Source organism: Prauserella rugosa, assembly GCF_000719975.1.
Taxonomy (GTDB): Bacteria; Actinomycetota; Actinomycetes; order Mycobacteriales; family Pseudonocardiaceae; genus Prauserella; species Prauserella rugosa.
In genome coordinates this window covers 13,771-29,406 of sequence record NZ_JOIJ01000012.1, presented here as the reverse complement: position 1 = coordinate 29,406, position 15,636 = coordinate 13,771, and the positions used below count along the sequence as shown (strand labels likewise).

The following is a 15,636-nucleotide window of genomic DNA, read 5'->3' as shown; positions in this document are numbered from 1 at the left end:
AACCGTTCGCGGTCGCCTGTCGATCGGCGCCGCGTCGGTCAGCCGAACACCATGGCCGCCGTCACCGGCAGCAACAGGGCCAACAGCAGGATTCCGGCGATGTCGAAGGTGAAGCCCGACCGGATCATCTTCGTGATGGGAACCGCGCCCGATCCGTAGACGATCGCGTTCTGCGGTGTCGACACCGGGAGCATGAACCCGAAGGACGCGCCGAACGTCGCGGCGAGCGCAGGCACGAACGGATCGACCCCTGCCGCGGCTGCGACCGGGATGAGGATCGGCACGACCACCGATGCCGCCGCGGTGTTCGACGTCGTCTCCGAGATGACGACCGCGAGGACGACGGCGAACACCAGGATCATCACGCTGCTGCCGAGTCCGAGCGCGTCGGCCGCGCCCGTGCCGATCGTCTCGGCCAACTTCGTGTCGGCCAGCAACGTGCCGAAGATGATTCCGCAGCCGAACAGCAGGATGGTGCCCCAGTCGATCTTGCTCGCCTCCGACCAGGTCAGGGTGAACTCGCGACGCGACCAGCGGGTCGGCAGGACGAACAGCAGAGCGGCGCCGAGCACGGCCACGACGCCTTCGTCGAGGTGGTCGCTGACCGTGGTGTAGGCGGCCGAATCGTCTCCGGCCACGAGGGCGACGATGCCGGGGACGACCCACAGCGTGACGGTCACGGCGAAGGCGATCAGCGTGTTGCGTTCGGCCCCCGACATCCGGCCGAGCTTGGCGCGCTCGGCGGCCACGTACTCGTCGACGCCGCTGATGCGTTTGATCTCCGGGCGGTTCAGCAGCAGGAGCACGACGGCGAGCAGCACGAACATGATCGCGCAGATCGGCAGCGCCATCAGGAACCAGCTGAGGAACGAGATGTTCCTGCCCGTGGCCTCCTCGATGAACTCCCTTCCGATCAGGTTGGGCGCCGAGCCGATGGGCGTCAGCAGGCCGCCCGCGCCCGAACCGTAGGCGAGCATGAGCATCAGGGCGACGCCGACCCGCAGACGAAGCGGATCGAACGGGGCGCCCTCGGGCAGGTCCTTACGGATGAGGTCCGCGATGACGGCCAGGATGCCGACCGCGGTCGGCAGCAGCATCGCGACGGTCGCGGTGTTCGAGATGACCGCCGACAGCACGGCGGTGATCAGCCCGAACGCCGCGACGACCCGCGTCGTCGTCCTGCCCACGCCAGGGATCGAGAGCACGAGGAAGGCGAATCGCTTCGCCAGGCCGTGTCGGAGCATCGCCTGAGCGAGAATGAAGGCGCCGATGAAGACGAAGACCGTCGAGGAGCCGAAGGGGGCGAGTGCTTCGTCGGCGGGTGCGATGCCGAACAGCACGATGGCGGCCACGCCGATCAGTCCGCCGACCGGGATCGGCACCGGCTCGCACACCCACAACACGACGACCCCGAGGAGTACGGCGGCGAGTTTGTGCTGTGTTCCGTCGAGACCGAGAGGGAGGAACAGGAAGACGACCGTGATCAGCGGAGCGAGTACGAAACCGATCGTGCGGCGTGCCCGTTCGACGCGTTCTTCGGCAGGGGACAGGGTTTGTTCGCCGAGGCTGCGGTAGGTACCGCCGGAAAGCAGCGCGGAGGTGACGTCCGTACCGGAACGTCCCTGGACGGTGCCGGCTGCCTCGTTGCCGCCTGCACCGTCGTTGACCTCAGTAGCCATGCGGCGCACCATACCTTCGAGTGACGTAGACCACTAGACCCAGACCACAGTCAACAGAGGTCTTACCTCTTTCTTTCAGCACGTAAGGCCTCCCGTGCGTTAGCCTGCCGCGTCGGGGGCGTGTGGGAGGAGTGGTCGATGTCGACGGTGGTCGCGGGTGTGGGCATCGTGATCCTCGCTGCGGTACTCGGTGGGATGACCGGCTTCGGCTACAACCTCATCGCGACACCGCTGCTGATGCTGCTGGGCGTGCACCCCGCCACGGCGGTCGCGGTGAACCTGGCGATCGCCCTGGCCACCAGGGTGGCGGTGATGTACCGCCTGTGGGCGTCGATTCGGTGGCGCCGAGCGCTCCCGTTGGCCGTCGGCAGTTTTCCGGGACTCGTCGCGGGTGCGTTGATCGGTGGTGTGGTCGATCCCTCCGGCATCCGCATCGTCACGGGGGTGCTGGTGCTCGTCGTCGCGCCGATCATGATCTTCCGGCGGCCCGAGCCCGGCGACCGTCCGGTGGCGACCTACGCGCTGGCCGGATTCGCCGGCGGTGCGCTGGGCACCACGACGTCCCTCAACGGAGTGCCGGTGGCGCTGGCGTTGTCCTCGGACGCCTCGGGGCAGCGGAGCTTCATCGCCGACCTCGCGGTGTACTTCGTGTTGAGCAACGCCGTCGGGCTCGTTGTGCTCGGCCTGCGTGACGGCGTGGCGATGGACGACGTGTGGCTGCTCGTGTGGTGGTTGCCAGGGGCGCTGCTCGGTAACTGGATCGGCACCGCATGGGGAACCCGCATTAGGGCCGAGGTCTTCCGCGTCGTGACGTGTCTTCTCGTGATGGGCGCCGGTATGGCGACCCTGTTGTCTGCCTGACCGCACGTCCGTCGTGGTGTGTGGTCGGCGTCACTGCCGCGTTGACACCGTGCTCGGCGGTTCGTGACGATGCGAGGAGGGCAGAGGTCAAACCACACCCGCAGTGTCGCGGAGTTGGAGGTAGGAATGCCGGCCGAGCGGATTTCCCGCGAACGATTGACCGAACCGCCTGGTGAGATCTACACGGCCACGGTGCTGGAACCGAGCTTCCGGTTCATGCTGGCCGAGTACTACGACGCACTGCTCGAGACCAACAAGGCGTGGTCGGTGATGCTCGGGGACACCGGCATCGTCGAACCCGACCACGTCCGGCGGCTGCTGTCCGCGCTGAACTTGATGAGCGCCGAGGGTGCGGAGTCGCTGTCCGAATTCAATCCGGCCTACGAGTACTTCTACTCGCACATCGAGAACCGCCTCACCGAGCTGGCCGGACCCGACGCGGCCGGGGAGATCAACCTCGGCCGCACGAGGCCGGAACCCCTGACCCGGATGGCGCTGCGGCCACGCATCCTGTTGCTCGTCGACCGGCTCGTCGCGGTGATCGAACGGCTGCTGGACATCGCGGCGCGGGAGTCGGCGACCGTGATGCCGCAGTGGACCCACATGCAGCCCGCACAGCCCTCGACGCTGGGGCACTACCTGCTCGGGGTCACGGATGCACTGCTCAGGGACGTGCGCAGGCTCGCCGCGGCGTACCGGACGACCAACGCGTGCACGCTCGGTTGCGGCGCGCTCGCGGGCACGTCGTACGCGGTCGACCGCGAGCTCGTCGCCGACCTGCTCGGCTTCGACGAGGTCCGCGAGAACACCATCGATTGCGTGGCCTCGGGTGACTACGGACTCGAGACGACCGCCGCGGTCGCGAACCTCGGCATCACGCTCAGCAGGCTGTGTGAGGACCTCTACCTGTGGCACACCGACGAGTTCGGGCTCGTGGAGATCGGCGACGCGTTCGCCGGGTCGAGCAGCATGATGCCGCAGAAGAAGAACGCCTACCCGTTCGAGTACGTGCGGGCGCGCGGCGCACGCACCGTCGGGGAGATGGTGTCGGCGTTCGGCGCGCTCCACAACACCAACTTCGGCGACATCAAGGACGTCGAGGAGGAGATGGTGCCGCCGCTCTTCCGCACCTGCGACGAGACGGCGACGTCGTTGCGGCTGCTCGAGGGAACCCTGGGCACGCTCGTCGTGCATCGGGAGCGGTGCGCGGCCCGCGCGGCGTCGGGGTTCTCGACGGCCACCGAGCTGGCTGCCGTGCTGCACCGGCGAACAGATCTCGACTACCGCTCGGCCCACCGTGTGGTGGGACATCTCGTGCTCCTGGCAACGACGGCGGGCCGCTGTCCGGCCGATGTGGACGCCGCGCTCGTGGACCAGGCTGCGCGTGAGGTGCTCGGACGCGACGCCGGACTGAGTGACGAGCAGGTGCGGGACGCGCTCGATCCCGCCAGGTTCGTCTCCGCGCATCAGGTGGCGGGAGGGCCTGCCGCCGAACCCGTACGGCAGGCGCTCGCGGGCGCGCATTCCGCGGTCGCCGACTGGCGGGACTGGTTGAACACGGCCCGGTCCACCGTGGACGATGCAGCACGCGCGTTGGCGGCCCGCGTCGAGGAGTACGTGGGTGGCGGCGCCGGTGACTGACTGCGAGGGCAGTGGCGGTGATCTGCTCCACGTGAGCATCACCCGCAGCACGGCAGGGGCCCGGGCGGACTTCGTCGTGGCCAGGATCCGGCCGATGATGGTGCTGGACGTGTTGCTGGCCGTGCAGCGGGAGCACGATCCGGCGCTCGGTTTCCGGTTCTCCTGCCGGGTCGGCATGTGCGGCACCTGCACCGTGCGTGTCGACGGCCGCTCGGTGCTCGCGTGCCAGACCGAGGTTCCCGACGACACCACGCGGATCCGCCTCGACCCGCTGGCCGGGCTTCCGGTGGTGCGTGACCTGGTCGTCGACACGGGACCGTTCTGGCGGGCGTGGGCGCAGGTGCGGCCCTACCTCGTGCCCGACGAGGCTGCCGAGACCGGGATGGACACCGAGCCCGCCGTCATCCAACCGGACTCGGCCGAACGTGAGGTGATCGATCCCGCGCTGGACTGCATCGGGTGCGCCGCATGCTTCTCCAGTTGCGGGATCGCCAGCGCCCACCGCGACTTCCTCGGCCCGGCCGCGCTCAACCGTGCGCTGGTGCTGATCGCCGACAGCAGGGACGCGGCGAGCCGTGAGCGGCTCGACGTGATCGGCGGCGAGTCCGGAGTGGACCGCTGTCACTACATCTACGGGTGCAGTGCGGCCTGCCCGAAGGGCCTCGACCCGGCGCGGGCGATCCGCAGGCTGCGGGGGAGGAGGTTCCGCCGTGAGCGCTGATCCGTGGCCCGAACCGGAGCAGCTCGACACCGATGTCGCCGTCGTGGGCAGTGGTGGTGCGGGCCTGATGTGCGTGCTGCACGCGATGACGGCGCGTCCCGGCCTGGATGTCACGGTGGTGAGCAAGGGGGCCGTCGGCCGGTCGGGGTGCACGCGCATGGTGCAGGGCGGCTACAACGCGGTGCTCGATCCGGACGACTCGATCGAGCTGCACTTCCGTGACACCATCCGCGGTGGCAAGTTCCTCAACGACCAGGACCTGGCGTGGACGCTGGTCAACGACGCCCCGCGGGTGATCAACGAGCTCGAGACGCGCGTCGGGTGTTTCTTCGACCGCCGCGCCGACGGCAGGATTCACCAGAAGGCGTTCGCGGGACAGGCGTTCGACCGCACCGTCCACCGTGGAGATCTCACCGGCATCGAGATCATGGGGCGGTTGCGGGATCAGATGTTCCGGCTCGGCCCGCGGGAACTCGAGGACGTGCGCGCCCTCGACCTCGTCCGGGACTCCCGCGGAGCCCTGGCCGGTGTCACGGCCCTGAACGTGCGCACCGGCACTCCGGTGGTGATCAGGGCTCGGGTGGTGGTCGTGGCGACCGGAGGATCGGCCACGATGTACCGCGTCGCCGCGCCCGCACGGGAGAAGACCGGCGACGGTGTGGCGATGTGCTGGCGCGCCGGACTGCCGATGCGGGACATGGAGATGCTCCAGTTCCATCCCACCGGCCTGTTGGCCGGCGCGTCGCGCATGACCGGTGCGGTGCTGGAGGAGGGCCTGCGCGGCGCGGGCGCCCACCTCTACAACGCCGACGGTGAACGCTACATGGCGCGCTACGATCCCGAACGGAGGGAGCGGTCGACCCGCGACGTCGTGGCGCGGGCCGGCTACCTGGAGATCATGGCCGGCCGCGGCACCGCCGAGGGCGGGGTCTACATCGACATCTCGCACCTCGGTGCGGACGAGGTCGAGCAGCGGTTCCCCGGCATGGTGGCCCGGACCCGGCAGATCGGCCAGGATCTCGCCGCGGGGCCGGTTCTCGTCTCTCCCACGGCGCACTTCCACATGGGCGGGGTGGTCATCGACCGTGACTGCCGGACCGAAGTGGACGGTCTGCTGGTGGCCGGTGAGGACGCAGGCGGCACCCACGGTGCCAACCGGCTCGGCGGCAACGGCGTCGCCGAGTCGACCGTGTTCGGCGCTCGTGCGGGCGATACGGCAGCGGTGCTCGCGAGCGAACGCGCGTACCGCACGCCGGCCGCGGCCGAGGTGCGGGCGTCGCTGGTGAGGGCCTATGCGCCGTTGGAACGGGAACTCGGGCCGTGGCCGTTCGACCTGACCGCGCGGCTGAAAGAGGTGATGTGGCGGTCGGTCGGGGTGGTGCGCGACGAAGGGGCGTTGCGCAAGGCCGTCGACGAGCTGGGTGAACTGGCCGAGGACGTCGGACGGGTGGCTGTGCCCGGTCCGCGCGAGGTGAACTTCGCCTGGCAAGAGGCTCTGGATCTGGTGAACCAGGTGACCGTGGCCAGGGCGATGGCCTCGGCGGCGCTGTGGCGCACGGAGACGCGAGGGGCGCATGCGCGCACCGACTTCCCCGACAGCTGGGACCGGCCCCGCTACCTGGTGCAGCGTGCCGGTGGGGGCGGGCTCGGCGACGGGCTTGCCGGGTCGATCGAGGCCCGCGAGCACGACGTCGCACTGACCCGGCTGACCCAGGCCGACCTCGACGCCGAGGAGCGCCGATGAGTCTCGCGCAGTTCGTGTTCTTCTGCGGGTTCGCCGTCGTGGCGATGGCGATCGTCGCGTTCGGCGCCGTGGTGGTGCGCGGCGCCCGGCGGGACGACGGCGGGCCGTTCGTCACCCGTGCGCTCGTGCGCAGGCTCGCGCGGCCGGGCCGGGACCGCGCCGAGTTGCAACGGTGGGCGTTCTACCTGCACCGCATCAGCGGTCTCGGGCTGTTCGCGTTCCTGTGTCTGCACGTGATGGACGTGGGGCTGTACGTGGTGTCGCGGGAGATCTACGACGAGGTCCACCAGGTGTACGGGAGCGTCCCGATGCGGGTCGCCGAGGTCGGACTGTTGTTCGGCCTGCTGTTCCACACCGCCAACGGATTGCGGCTCGTGGCCGTCGACGTGGCGGATCTCGGGCTCACCGCGTCCACGCGAGTGCTGTACGGCGTGCTCGGGGTGAGCGCGGTCGGCACGATCGCCGGTGCGGTGTTCGTCCTGGGACCGGTGTTCACATGACCACGGCAGACGTCCGCGACGCCGCGGGAGCCGCGCGGCGCAGGCGAGTGGCCTACGTGGCGCTGCGCCTGTCGGGGTTGTTGCTCGCCGTGCTGGTGCTGGGCCACTTCGTCGCCACGCACATCACCACCGACGTGGCCGACACCGATTCCCGGTTCATCGACGAGCGGTGGGCGAGCGCGCTGTGGATCGTGTGGGACGGGGTGATGCTGGCGGCCACACTGGGGCACGCAGTGCTCGGCCTGTGGGCCGTGACCGCCGACTACAGCTCCGGCCGGCGCCGCACGGCCTGGCGAGCCGCCTTGCTCGTCGGCGCGGGAGCCGTTTTCGTGATCGGAATGTCCCTCCTCTGGCTCGGCGCGACGGGGTGACGATGCGGCGGGGTGACGGCGCGGCGGGATGCGGGCTGACGGGAGTGTCGCCGCGGCGCCCTGGCGAGGTGATGGCGGTGAATCAGGCATTCGCGTCGACCGTCCCCGGTTGCTTCCGGTGCATCCGATACGCAAGCACGATCGAGATCACAGCGGAGGCGATGAAGCCGAGGAAGATCGGACTCCCCAACAGCGATCCAGGGCCGATGGCGACGGTCTGACGCAGCGAGAGCTCGAGCATCGGTCCGAGAATGAAGCCCATCACGAACGGCGCCACCGGTAGATCGCGCTTGTGCATGGCCCATCCGAGCAGCCCCGCGACGAGACAGACCACGATGTCGAACACACTGTTGCGTGCCGTGTAGGCGCCGACGCCACAGCACACGATGATGATCGGACCGAGGATTCCGTACGGCACGCGCGAGATCTTCGCCCACACTCCCGCCAATGGAAGGTTGAGGACCAGCAGGATGATGTTGGCAACGAAGAAGCTCGCGATCACGGCAGCGGTGATGTCAGCGTCCGATGTGAACATCGTGGGTCCTGGAACCACGCCGTAGACCATGAGCGCGGCCATGATCAGCGCCATGGTGGGGCCGGTCGGGATGCCGAGACTGAACAGCGGGACGAACCCGCTCATGGCTGTTGCGTTGTTGGTGGCCTCGGGACCTCCGATTCCTTCCACCGCGCCTTGCCCGAAGGGCACACCGCCTCTGCGTTCGGAACGACGACGCTCCGTGGAGTAGTTCAGGAAGGTCGTCGTCGAAGGAAGCATGCCCGGAACGAGGCCGAGGAAGAATCCGGTGACGGTCCCGCGTCCGGCGGCGCCGGCGCTCCGCCGGATCTCGTCGCGGGTAGGCACGAACCCCTTGACGGTCGCTGCGGTGCCCGTAGGGGCTCCTTCCTCGAGAGTGCGCAGAACCTGCGCGACGCCGAAGAGCCCGATCATGATGGGCACGATGTCGAGCCCCTGCATCAACTGCAGGGATCCGAGGGTCATGCGCTGCTGGCTGCTGGTCAGGTCGAGCCCGATCGATGCGATCAGCATTCCCGCAGCGGCCATGCTCAGGCCCCGTACGACCGAGCCGGATGACAAGCCTGCGATCGCCGTGAGGCTGAACAGGATGAGCCCGAGCATCTCCTGCGGTCCGAAATCCAGTGCGAGTCCGGCGAGGTGAGGCCCCAACAACCAAACGCCGATCGTCCCGATGATCCCGCCGATGAACGAAGCCCCGGCGGCAATGGCCAGAGCCGGGCCTGCCCGGCCACGCCGGGTCATGGGATGGCCCTCCAGTGCGGCGGGCAGCGAGGACACCTCGCCGGGGATCTTCAGGAGGATGGCGCTCGTCGAACCTCCGTACATGGCGCCGTAGTAGATGGCAGCGAGCACGACGATCGCCGCCGCGGGGCCGAGCGTGGCAGCCAGAGGAAACAGGATGGCGATGGCCGTGACCGGGCCGAGCCCCGGCAGGACACCCACCATGGTTCCGGCCAGACAGCCGAACACGGAGAGAAGGAGCACCGAGGGCTGAAACACCTCGGAGAAGCCGTTGAGTAACTCGGACAGACCCATCTCGGACCTTCCCTAGAACCTCAGGAGCCCAGCCGGCAACACGACCCCGGCGAGTTCGAACAGCGTGATGAGAACGGCGTTCATGACGACCGTGTACGTGAGCGATTTGATCCATCCGTAGCGCGAGATGGCGCGCAGGAAGATGAACACGACCACGATGCCGGCAACGGCATAGCCGAGAGGGTCGAGCAGCGCCGCGTAGCCTGCCACCAGCAGGAGACAGACGGCCATGTCGCGGTACGGGTGGAGCGGACCGGCGAGCCCAGCGGACTGCGCGTCGCCCCCTTCGTGGCCATCGTCGTCGGCGGGCGAGCCGGGTGGCCGATCGCCGGTACGGCTCGGTCGTTCGCCGTAGGCCGCCGTCGCCGCGAGGATGATGCCGAGGACCAACACGTACCAGCCTGCGAGGTCCGCCTGCGCCGCCGGATCGACGACCAGAATGAGCCGCACGCCCTCCTCGATGGCGAGTCCGGCGAGGAGGAGCAGGAGGATCATCGGAAAGTAGGCATGTATCGCGCGAGTGTGGGGAGCAAGGCGCGACGCGGGTGTGGCCATGGAGCCTCCCTCGAGCTATCGGCTGCGGGTCATCCCGCGACGCCGATTCGTTCCGACAAGTTGGTAAATCGCTCTTTCTCGTCCTGGACGTCGGTTCGCAGTTCGCTGCCGGTGCGCACGGCCGGGGCGAGGCCGACGGCGTCGAGAGCGTCGACGACGGCCGGATCTTCAGCAATCGCCCGGACGGCATCGGCCAACTTGTTCGTGATGTCGGCAGGGAGCCCGGTCGGGGCCGAGATGCCGACCCAGTACTGCATGTCGAGATCGGGGTGGCCGAGCTCGGCGGTACTGGGCACATCAGGCAGCTCGCTCACCGGCTCGTCACCGGTCAGCGCGATCGGCTTGAGTTCGCCGGTCCTGCTGAGGCTGAATGCGGAGCTGGCGCCCCCGGCTCCGAAGTCGATGTCTCCGGCGGCGACGGCACGCATCACGTCTCCGGAGCTGTTGAACGGAACCCGTTTGACCTTCGCGGCGTCGATTCCCGCTTCGTCGAGGAACTGAAGCGTGGCGTAGTCGCTGGTGCTGCTCCCGCCTATCCAACCGACGGTGAAGTTCTCCGGATCTTCACGCGCATCGGTGACGACATCGTCGAAATCGTGATAACCCGAGTTCCCACCGACGACGTAGACGTGCGGGCCTTCCGCGAACTTCGCGACGAAGGTGCGGTCGTTCCAGGGGTACGGCACGTACGGCAGCAAACCTTGAAGAGCGCTCGACCCCGCGCCGTCGGCGAGTAGCGTGTATCCGTCGGGTTCGGATTCCCGCACCGTGCTGACGCCGATGATCTGGTCGGCGCCGGGTTTGTTGACGACGTTGACCTGGGTGTCGAGCTCACCGGCCAGTGCATCCGCGGCGGCACGGGCGGCGATGTCGGTCGATCCGCCCGCCGAGAACGGCACCACGTAGTCGATCGACCTGCTCGGGTACGACCGAGCCGGTTCTGCTTCGGCTGCACACGACGCGAGCACACTCACCGTGCACAGAGCTGCGATCGATCGCGTGACCATACGCGTGCGCATGTCGCTCACTCCTCACGTAACCGTGCTGTCGCGTCGACGTCGGGCGATCCGTCGGGGAGGAGGACGACGCCGTATCGTTCGCGTGCGCTCGCCGGGCTCACCCGTCCCTGCGCCACGTCGTGGGCGACGAGTTCGGCCGGTCTGCGGCGAGGGTCGCCGTACCCACCCGAACCGGGGCTCTCGATTCGGACCACGTCGCCGGCTCGGAGCGAGATCCCGGAGACACGGCCGCCGGGCAGTCGTTCCTGGCGATCCGTCCCCGGGCGCAGCACGAACGCGCCGGTGGTGCCGTCCTCTCCACCGGCCAATCCCAGGGGCGGAAATGTCTGCCGATCTGCATGTGCGGAGAAGTCGGCTCGGCGGGACAGGACACGGATGTCACGCCGGACTCCGAGGCCACCTCGGTAACAGCCGGCACCGCCGGAGTCGGTGATCAGCTCGTAGGTGTCCACGCGGAGCGGGTACTCGATCTCGAGTGCTTCGATCGGGAGGTTCGACGAGTTGGTGACATGGACCTGGACAGCGTCGAGACCGTCGCGATCGGAGCGTGCTCCTGCGCCACCGGCGATGACTTCCGGGTACACGAAGAACTCGTCATCGGGGCCTGCGAACGTGACGTAGGTGATCGAGCTGTGCGACCCGGCAGGCACTCGGCCGGGTACGGCGACGGCGAGCGCGGCGAGCAGCACGTCGGCGACGCGCTGGCAGGCGTCGGTGCGCGCAGCCACTGCGGCCGGCGGGCGAGGATTGACGATGCTGCCGAATGGGGCGTCGATCCGGACCGCGTCGAAGAAGCCGCCATTGGCGGGAATCTCCGGGTCCAGAGCGGCCTTGAGCGCGTAGTAGACGGTCGCTTCGAGGGCTGAGCGGACGACGTTGATCGCGACGTCGGCCTGACGGCCGGTGCCGTCGAAATCGATGGATATCTCGCTGCCGCTGACGGTCACAGCCGTCTGGATCCGGATGGGCTCCTGTCCAGGGACGTCGCTGTCGAGCCAGTCCGATGCCCGATAAGTACCGTCGGGAATGGCGGCGACCGCGACCTCGAGTCTGCGCCGAGCGTAGTCGAGCAGCTGCCCGCTCGCGGTGTCGATGACAGTGCTGCCGTACTTGGCGTGCAGTTCGGAGAAGCGCCTGCCTCCGGTGTGGACCGCAGCGAGTTGGGCGAGAAGGTCACCGCGGCGTTCCTCGGGCAATCGCGAGTTGAGGGTGACGAAGGCCAAGACCTCCTCGTTGACGGCGCCGCCGATCATGAACCGTACGGCGGGAATGCGCAGGCCTTCTTGAAAAATGCTCGTGGAGTCACCGGAGTTGCTGCCCGGAACATGTCCGCCGACATCGGAGTGGTGCGCGATGTTGGCGCTGAATCCCACCAGTGCTCCCTCGTGGAAGACAGGCGCCGCCATGGTGATATCGGGAAGGTGGGTTCCACCACCGGTGTAGGGGTCATTGGTGATGTAGACGTCACCGGGACAAAGCTGACGTGTGTCCTTGTCGTCGAGGAGCGATTGGACGAGTCCCTTCATCGATCCCATATGGATCGGAATGTGCTCCGCTTGTGCGACAAGCTGCCCATGGGCGTCGAACAGTGCTGTCGAGCAGTCGACTCGCTCCTTGATGTTGGTGGAATAGCTTGCCCGCCGGAGAACCGCGCCCATCTCCTCGGCGACGGACAACATGGCGTTTCCGATCACCTGGACGGTTACCTGGTCGACATCCGATGTGGTCATCGTACGGTCACCTCGATCAGCAGATTTCCGAAATCGTCGACAGTCGCTCGCCAGCCCGGTGGTACGACGGTCGTCGAATCCAGTTGTTCGACGATTGCGGGCCCGGCGAAGGTGTTGCGTGCCTTGAGTAGGTCCCGTTGGAGCACCGGGGTGGGGACCGTGCCGTACTCGACGCCGAAGTCGACATGACGTGTGTCGATCAGGGCTGCTGCGTCGACATCCGCCGTGCCCTGTTCGATACGTGGCATCTCGGGTTTGGGCACGGTGCCGTGCGCGACTGCGCGGAGGTTCACCAGTTGCACCGGGGATTCGGGATGGGAGAAGCCGTAGGCCTTCTCGTGTCGAGCGTGGAAGTCGGCGACCAGCGACGCCAGTGTGGCGTCGTCGAACCCTTCGGCGGGTAGTGGGATGCGCAGCTCGAAGTTCTGCCGTGGATACCGGGCGTCCGCGAGGACCGTGACATCGTGCCGGTCGGCGATCCGTGCTTCGGCGGCGAGCCACTCTCGACCTTCGTCGACGAGCGTCGCGATGGCATCGTTGAGTGCCGGGATCGTGGAAGCGTCGGCCTTGCGCAGGAACGACCGGGTGAACTCGCTTCGGACGTCGCTGACGAGCAAGCCGAGGGCGCACAAGGTGCCCGGATGCGGTGGGACGAGGAGCCTGGTCATCCCGACCTCGGCCGCGACCTCGGCGGCATGGAGCGGCCCAGCGCCTCCGTACGCCATGAGGACGTAGTCGCGTGGGTCCTCACCTGCCTCCACCGAGACCTGCCGTACGGCCCGTGCCATGTGTGAGTTGGCGAGCCTGCCGATGCCTCGGGCGGCTTCCATCGTGCTTGTGCCCAATCCGTTGGCCACGGTGTCGACGGCTCGTCGTGCTGCGTCGCTGTCGATAGGCATGCTGCCCCCGAGCGCGCTGGCCGGGTTCTGCCTGCTTCGCACCACGTTCGCGTCCGTGGTGGTGGGCTGAGTGCCGCCGTGGCCGTAGGCCGCGGGTCCTGGTCGGGCGCCTGCACTCTCCGGGCCCACTCGGAGCCCGCCCGCGTCGTCGACGGAGGCGATGCTGCCGCCACCGGCGCCGATGGTGTGTACGTCGACGGAGGGGACGCGAATGGGATAGCCGCCGAGGCCACGTTCATTGGCAGCGGCCGGTTCCCCGCCCCGGATCAGGCACACATCGGTCGATGTGCCTCCCATGTCGAAGGTGATGAGGTCGCTGACGCCGGCCAGTGCCGCGAGAAAGCTCGCACCGACCACGCCCGCACTCGGACCCGAGAGCAGGGTGGTGACGGGCCGCTCAGCCACGGTCTCGGTGGAGGCCAGCCCGCCGTTCGACTGGATGACGCGCGGCCCCACAGGGATTCCTGCGTCTTGCACGCGTTCGCTGAGCCTGCGGATGTAGCGGGACACCGTCGGTCCGATGAACGAGTTGATGACGGCTGTGGAGAACCGCTCGTACTCTCGGAACTCCGGTGCCACACGGCTGGATCGGGACACGAACACATCGGGAAGTTGCCGGGCCAGTGCCTCTGCCACACGTACCTCATGGCCGGCATCCCGGTAGCTGTGCAGGAAACACACGGCCACCGATTGGGCGCCGGATTCCCCGAGCTTCCGGGCCACCCGGTCGATCTCCTCGTCGGTGAGTTCAACGACGACCTGGCCGTCGGCCGCCAGCCGCTCCGTGACGCCGAACGTCAGCTCGCGTGGGACGAGCACGCGCGGCTTGTCGGCGAACAGGTCGTACAGGTGCGGCCGTCGTTGGCGAGCGATCTCGAGGACATCCGGTACGCCCCCGGTTACCAGGAGAGCTGTCCTCGCTCCCTTCAGCTCGAGCAGCGCGTTCGTCGCCACGGTGGTGCCGTGACCGAGGTAGGTCACGTCGTCGGCTGAACCACCCGCTGCGGACAACACGCTGGTGATCCCGTCGGTGACCGCGATCGACTGATCGTGCCCGGTCGACGGCAATTTGAACACGTGGAACGAGCCGGTGCTCGTGTCGAGCGCGGTGACGTCGGTGAACGTGCCGCCGACGTCGACTCCGATGCGGATCATGCGTTCTCCTCGAGGGTTCTGGCGAGAGCGAGGCGATCGGGTATGCCGTCACCGCGTTGGAGCAGGGCGTCCACGGCGAGACCGGCGAGAACGGGGGAGAGCTTGAAACCGTGTCCGGAGAATCCGCTCATCGAGAGCACCCGGTCGTAACCCGGCGGACTACCGATGAGTCCGTGGTTGTCCGGCGTGTAGCCCTCGATGAAGGCACGAGCGTCGGCCGCTTTCGGCTCCAGTCCGCGCAGCACGCGGCCGATCGCGTTCTCGACACGAGCTGTGTACTCGGAAGGGACAGAGGCGTCGAACGCGGACAGGTCGGGCACAGTGTCCTTGGGAACATGGAGATTGACCTTGACCTTGTTGTCCCCTGCCGAAGGGAAGAACGAGAACGAGGCGTCCTCACCGCTTCGGCGAATCCCGACCGGGAAGCGTTCAGGAGTGAAGGCGTCGGTATCGAGCGCCCGGAACCAGTGGAGAACCACGCGGCGTACTTCGTAACCGTCCCGAATGCCCGGTAAGAGTTGCGCGGTCCACGGGCCGCCGCAGACGAGTACCCGTGCTGCCCTGAGTTCGCCGTCCGCGGTGCGGACCCGCACGTGGTCGCCGGCTTCTTCGATACCGGTGCAGCGGATGCCGGTCCGGATGTCCACGCCGTGCTCGGTGGCGTAACCCGCAGCGGCACGGATCGCCTCGGACGGGAGGAGTAGCCCGCCCTGCGGATCGAGTACGCCTACGTCGTCGCCATGCAGTACGTGGGTCGGGAAGCGCGAGGCGAGTTGAGCGCCGTCCAACGTCTCGACCGGCAGGTCGAACTCGTCGGCGCTGTGTAGGACCTCGGCGATGTCGGGGTGGTCGGGGTGGCCGATGCTGAGTGCTCCGGTCGGCCGAAGGAGCGCGGTACCGGTTGCCTTCTCGAGAGCCGACCACAAGTGACGGGCCTGCTGCAGCAGGGGGACGTACCAGCTGCCTTCCTTGTAGGCGATCCGGAAGATACGGGTGCGGCCCCCGGCTGCCCCGTACTCGTGCCCCAACTCAGCGTGCTGCTCGAGGCCGATGGCGCGGATCCCCGCATCGGCGAGATGCCACAACGCCATGCTGCCCATGGTTCCGACGCCCACCACGATGACGTCGGCATCGAGCAGCGGGGCGCGGGAATGACCGGGCGCCCACTCCGTCATGGCAACCTCCACG

At 68.0% G+C, this 15,636-nt stretch carries 13 protein-coding genes; 6 read left to right on the top strand and 7 right to left on the bottom strand.

Translation table 11 applies throughout. From position 1 onward, the window contains the following. Positions 1–38: 38 nt before the first annotated feature. Positions 39–1,679 carry an SLC13 family permease gene (locus tag IF64_RS0117060; protein WP_030533130.1) on the bottom strand — a complete coding sequence of 547 codons (1,641 nt, stop codon included), beginning with the start codon at positions 1,677–1,679 and terminating at the stop codon, positions 39–41. A 138-nt stretch (positions 1,680–1,817) separates the two neighbouring features. Between IF64_RS0117060 and IF64_RS0117055 the strand changes: the two genes are divergently transcribed. The 6 genes from IF64_RS0117055 (at position 1,818) to IF64_RS26155 (ending at position 7,517) form a co-directional block, all read left to right on the top strand. Continuing rightward, complete coding sequence (locus tag IF64_RS0117055) at positions 1,818–2,540, top strand: sulfite exporter TauE/SafE family protein (protein WP_030533129.1); 723 nt, start codon at positions 1,818–1,820, stop codon at positions 2,538–2,540. Between the two features lie 126 nt (positions 2,541–2,666). Beyond that, the gene (gene argH / locus IF64_RS0117050) at positions 2,667–4,181 is read left to right on the top strand and encodes an argininosuccinate lyase (RefSeq protein WP_048807692.1); all 1,515 of its coding nucleotides are present in this window, start codon (positions 2,667–2,669) and stop codon (positions 4,179–4,181) included. Continuing rightward, on the top strand, positions 4,174–4,902 hold the full coding sequence (locus IF64_RS0117045) for a succinate dehydrogenase/fumarate reductase iron-sulfur subunit (protein WP_211252604.1): 729 nt from the start codon (positions 4,174–4,176) through the stop codon (positions 4,900–4,902). Before argH ends, IF64_RS0117045 begins: the two co-directional genes overlap by 8 nt. Further along, positions 4,892–6,646 (top strand): FAD-binding protein, encoded by a 1,755-nt coding sequence (locus IF64_RS0117040; RefSeq protein WP_030533126.1) that lies wholly within the window; start codon positions 4,892–4,894, stop codon positions 6,644–6,646. The genes IF64_RS0117045 and IF64_RS0117040 overlap by 11 nt, the downstream gene beginning before the upstream one ends. After that, on the top strand, positions 6,643–7,146 hold the full coding sequence (sdhC, locus tag IF64_RS26160; protein ID WP_048807694.1) for a succinate dehydrogenase, cytochrome b556 subunit: 504 nt from the start codon (positions 6,643–6,645) through the stop codon (positions 7,144–7,146). The genes IF64_RS0117040 and sdhC overlap by 4 nt, the downstream gene beginning before the upstream one ends. Next, positions 7,143–7,517, top strand: a complete 375-nt coding sequence (locus IF64_RS26155) for a succinate dehydrogenase/fumarate reductase transmembrane subunit (protein ID WP_051757935.1) — start codon at positions 7,143–7,145, stop codon at positions 7,515–7,517. The genes sdhC and IF64_RS26155 overlap by 4 nt, the downstream gene beginning before the upstream one ends. An 82-nt stretch (positions 7,518–7,599) precedes the next feature. Here the strand turns inward: IF64_RS26155 and IF64_RS0117025 are convergent, their stop codons facing one another. The 6 genes from IF64_RS0117025 to solA are packed head-to-tail and all read right to left on the bottom strand — an operon-like array spanning position 7,600 to position 15,623. Beyond that, entirely contained in the window at positions 7,600–9,090 is a 1,491-nt protein-coding gene (locus IF64_RS0117025; RefSeq protein WP_030533123.1) for a tripartite tricarboxylate transporter permease, read from the bottom strand. A 12-nt stretch (positions 9,091–9,102) separates the two neighbouring features. Continuing rightward, positions 9,103–9,645, bottom strand: a complete 543-nt coding sequence (locus tag IF64_RS0117020) for a hypothetical protein (protein WP_145600272.1) — start codon at positions 9,643–9,645, stop codon at positions 9,103–9,105. 29 nt (positions 9,646–9,674) lie between these two features. Beyond that, a complete protein-coding gene (locus tag IF64_RS0117015; protein ID WP_084705924.1) occupies positions 9,675–10,664 on the bottom strand; it encodes a tripartite tricarboxylate transporter substrate binding protein in 990 nt (329 codons plus the stop codon). A 5-nt stretch (positions 10,665–10,669) separates the two neighbouring features. Next, positions 10,670–12,394, bottom strand: a complete 1,725-nt coding sequence (locus tag IF64_RS0117010; RefSeq protein WP_036876955.1) for a hydantoinase B/oxoprolinase family protein — start codon at positions 12,392–12,394, stop codon at positions 10,670–10,672. After that, positions 12,391–14,448 (bottom strand): hydantoinase/oxoprolinase family protein, encoded by a 2,058-nt coding sequence (locus tag IF64_RS0117005; protein WP_030533119.1) that lies wholly within the window; start codon positions 14,446–14,448, stop codon positions 12,391–12,393. The genes IF64_RS0117010 and IF64_RS0117005 overlap by 4 nt, the downstream gene beginning before the upstream one ends. Then, the gene (gene solA / locus IF64_RS0117000) at positions 14,445–15,623 is read right to left on the bottom strand and encodes an N-methyl-L-tryptophan oxidase (RefSeq protein WP_051757934.1); all 1,179 of its coding nucleotides are present in this window, start codon (positions 15,621–15,623) and stop codon (positions 14,445–14,447) included. The genes IF64_RS0117005 and solA overlap by 4 nt, the downstream gene beginning before the upstream one ends. Positions 15,624–15,636: the final 13 nt, after the last annotated feature.

Excerpts from the sequence above, each read along its gene's own strand:
- IF64_RS0117055 (WP_030533129.1), top strand. The coding sequence starts at position 1,818 with ATGTCGACGGTGGTCGCGGGTGTGGGCATCGTGATCCTCGCTGCGGTA.
- IF64_RS26155 (WP_051757935.1), top strand. The coding sequence starts at position 7,143 with ATGACCACGGCAGACGTCCGCGACGCCGCGGGAGCCGCGCGGCGCAGG.
- IF64_RS0117020 (WP_145600272.1), bottom strand. The coding sequence starts at position 9,645 with ATGGCCACACCCGCGTCGCGCCTTGCTCCCCACACTCGCGCGATACAT.
- argH (WP_048807692.1), top strand. The coding sequence starts at position 2,667 with ATGCCGGCCGAGCGGATTTCCCGCGAACGATTGACCGAACCGCCTGGT.
- IF64_RS0117005 (WP_030533119.1), bottom strand. The coding sequence starts at position 14,448 with ATGATCCGCATCGGAGTCGACGTCGGCGGCACGTTCACCGACGTCACC.
- IF64_RS0117010 (WP_036876955.1), bottom strand. The coding sequence starts at position 12,394 with ATGACCACATCGGATGTCGACCAGGTAACCGTCCAGGTGATCGGAAAC.
- IF64_RS0117015 (WP_084705924.1), bottom strand. The coding sequence starts at position 10,664 with ATGCGCACGCGTATGGTCACGCGATCGATCGCAGCTCTGTGCACGGTG.
- IF64_RS0117060 (WP_030533130.1), bottom strand. The coding sequence starts at position 1,679 with ATGGCTACTGAGGTCAACGACGGTGCAGGCGGCAACGAGGCAGCCGGC.
- IF64_RS0117025 (WP_030533123.1), bottom strand. The coding sequence starts at position 9,090 with ATGGGTCTGTCCGAGTTACTCAACGGCTTCTCCGAGGTGTTTCAGCCC.
- solA (WP_051757934.1), bottom strand. The coding sequence starts at position 15,623 with ATGACGGAGTGGGCGCCCGGTCATTCCCGCGCCCCGCTGCTCGATGCC.
- sdhC (WP_048807694.1), top strand. The coding sequence starts at position 6,643 with ATGAGTCTCGCGCAGTTCGTGTTCTTCTGCGGGTTCGCCGTCGTGGCG.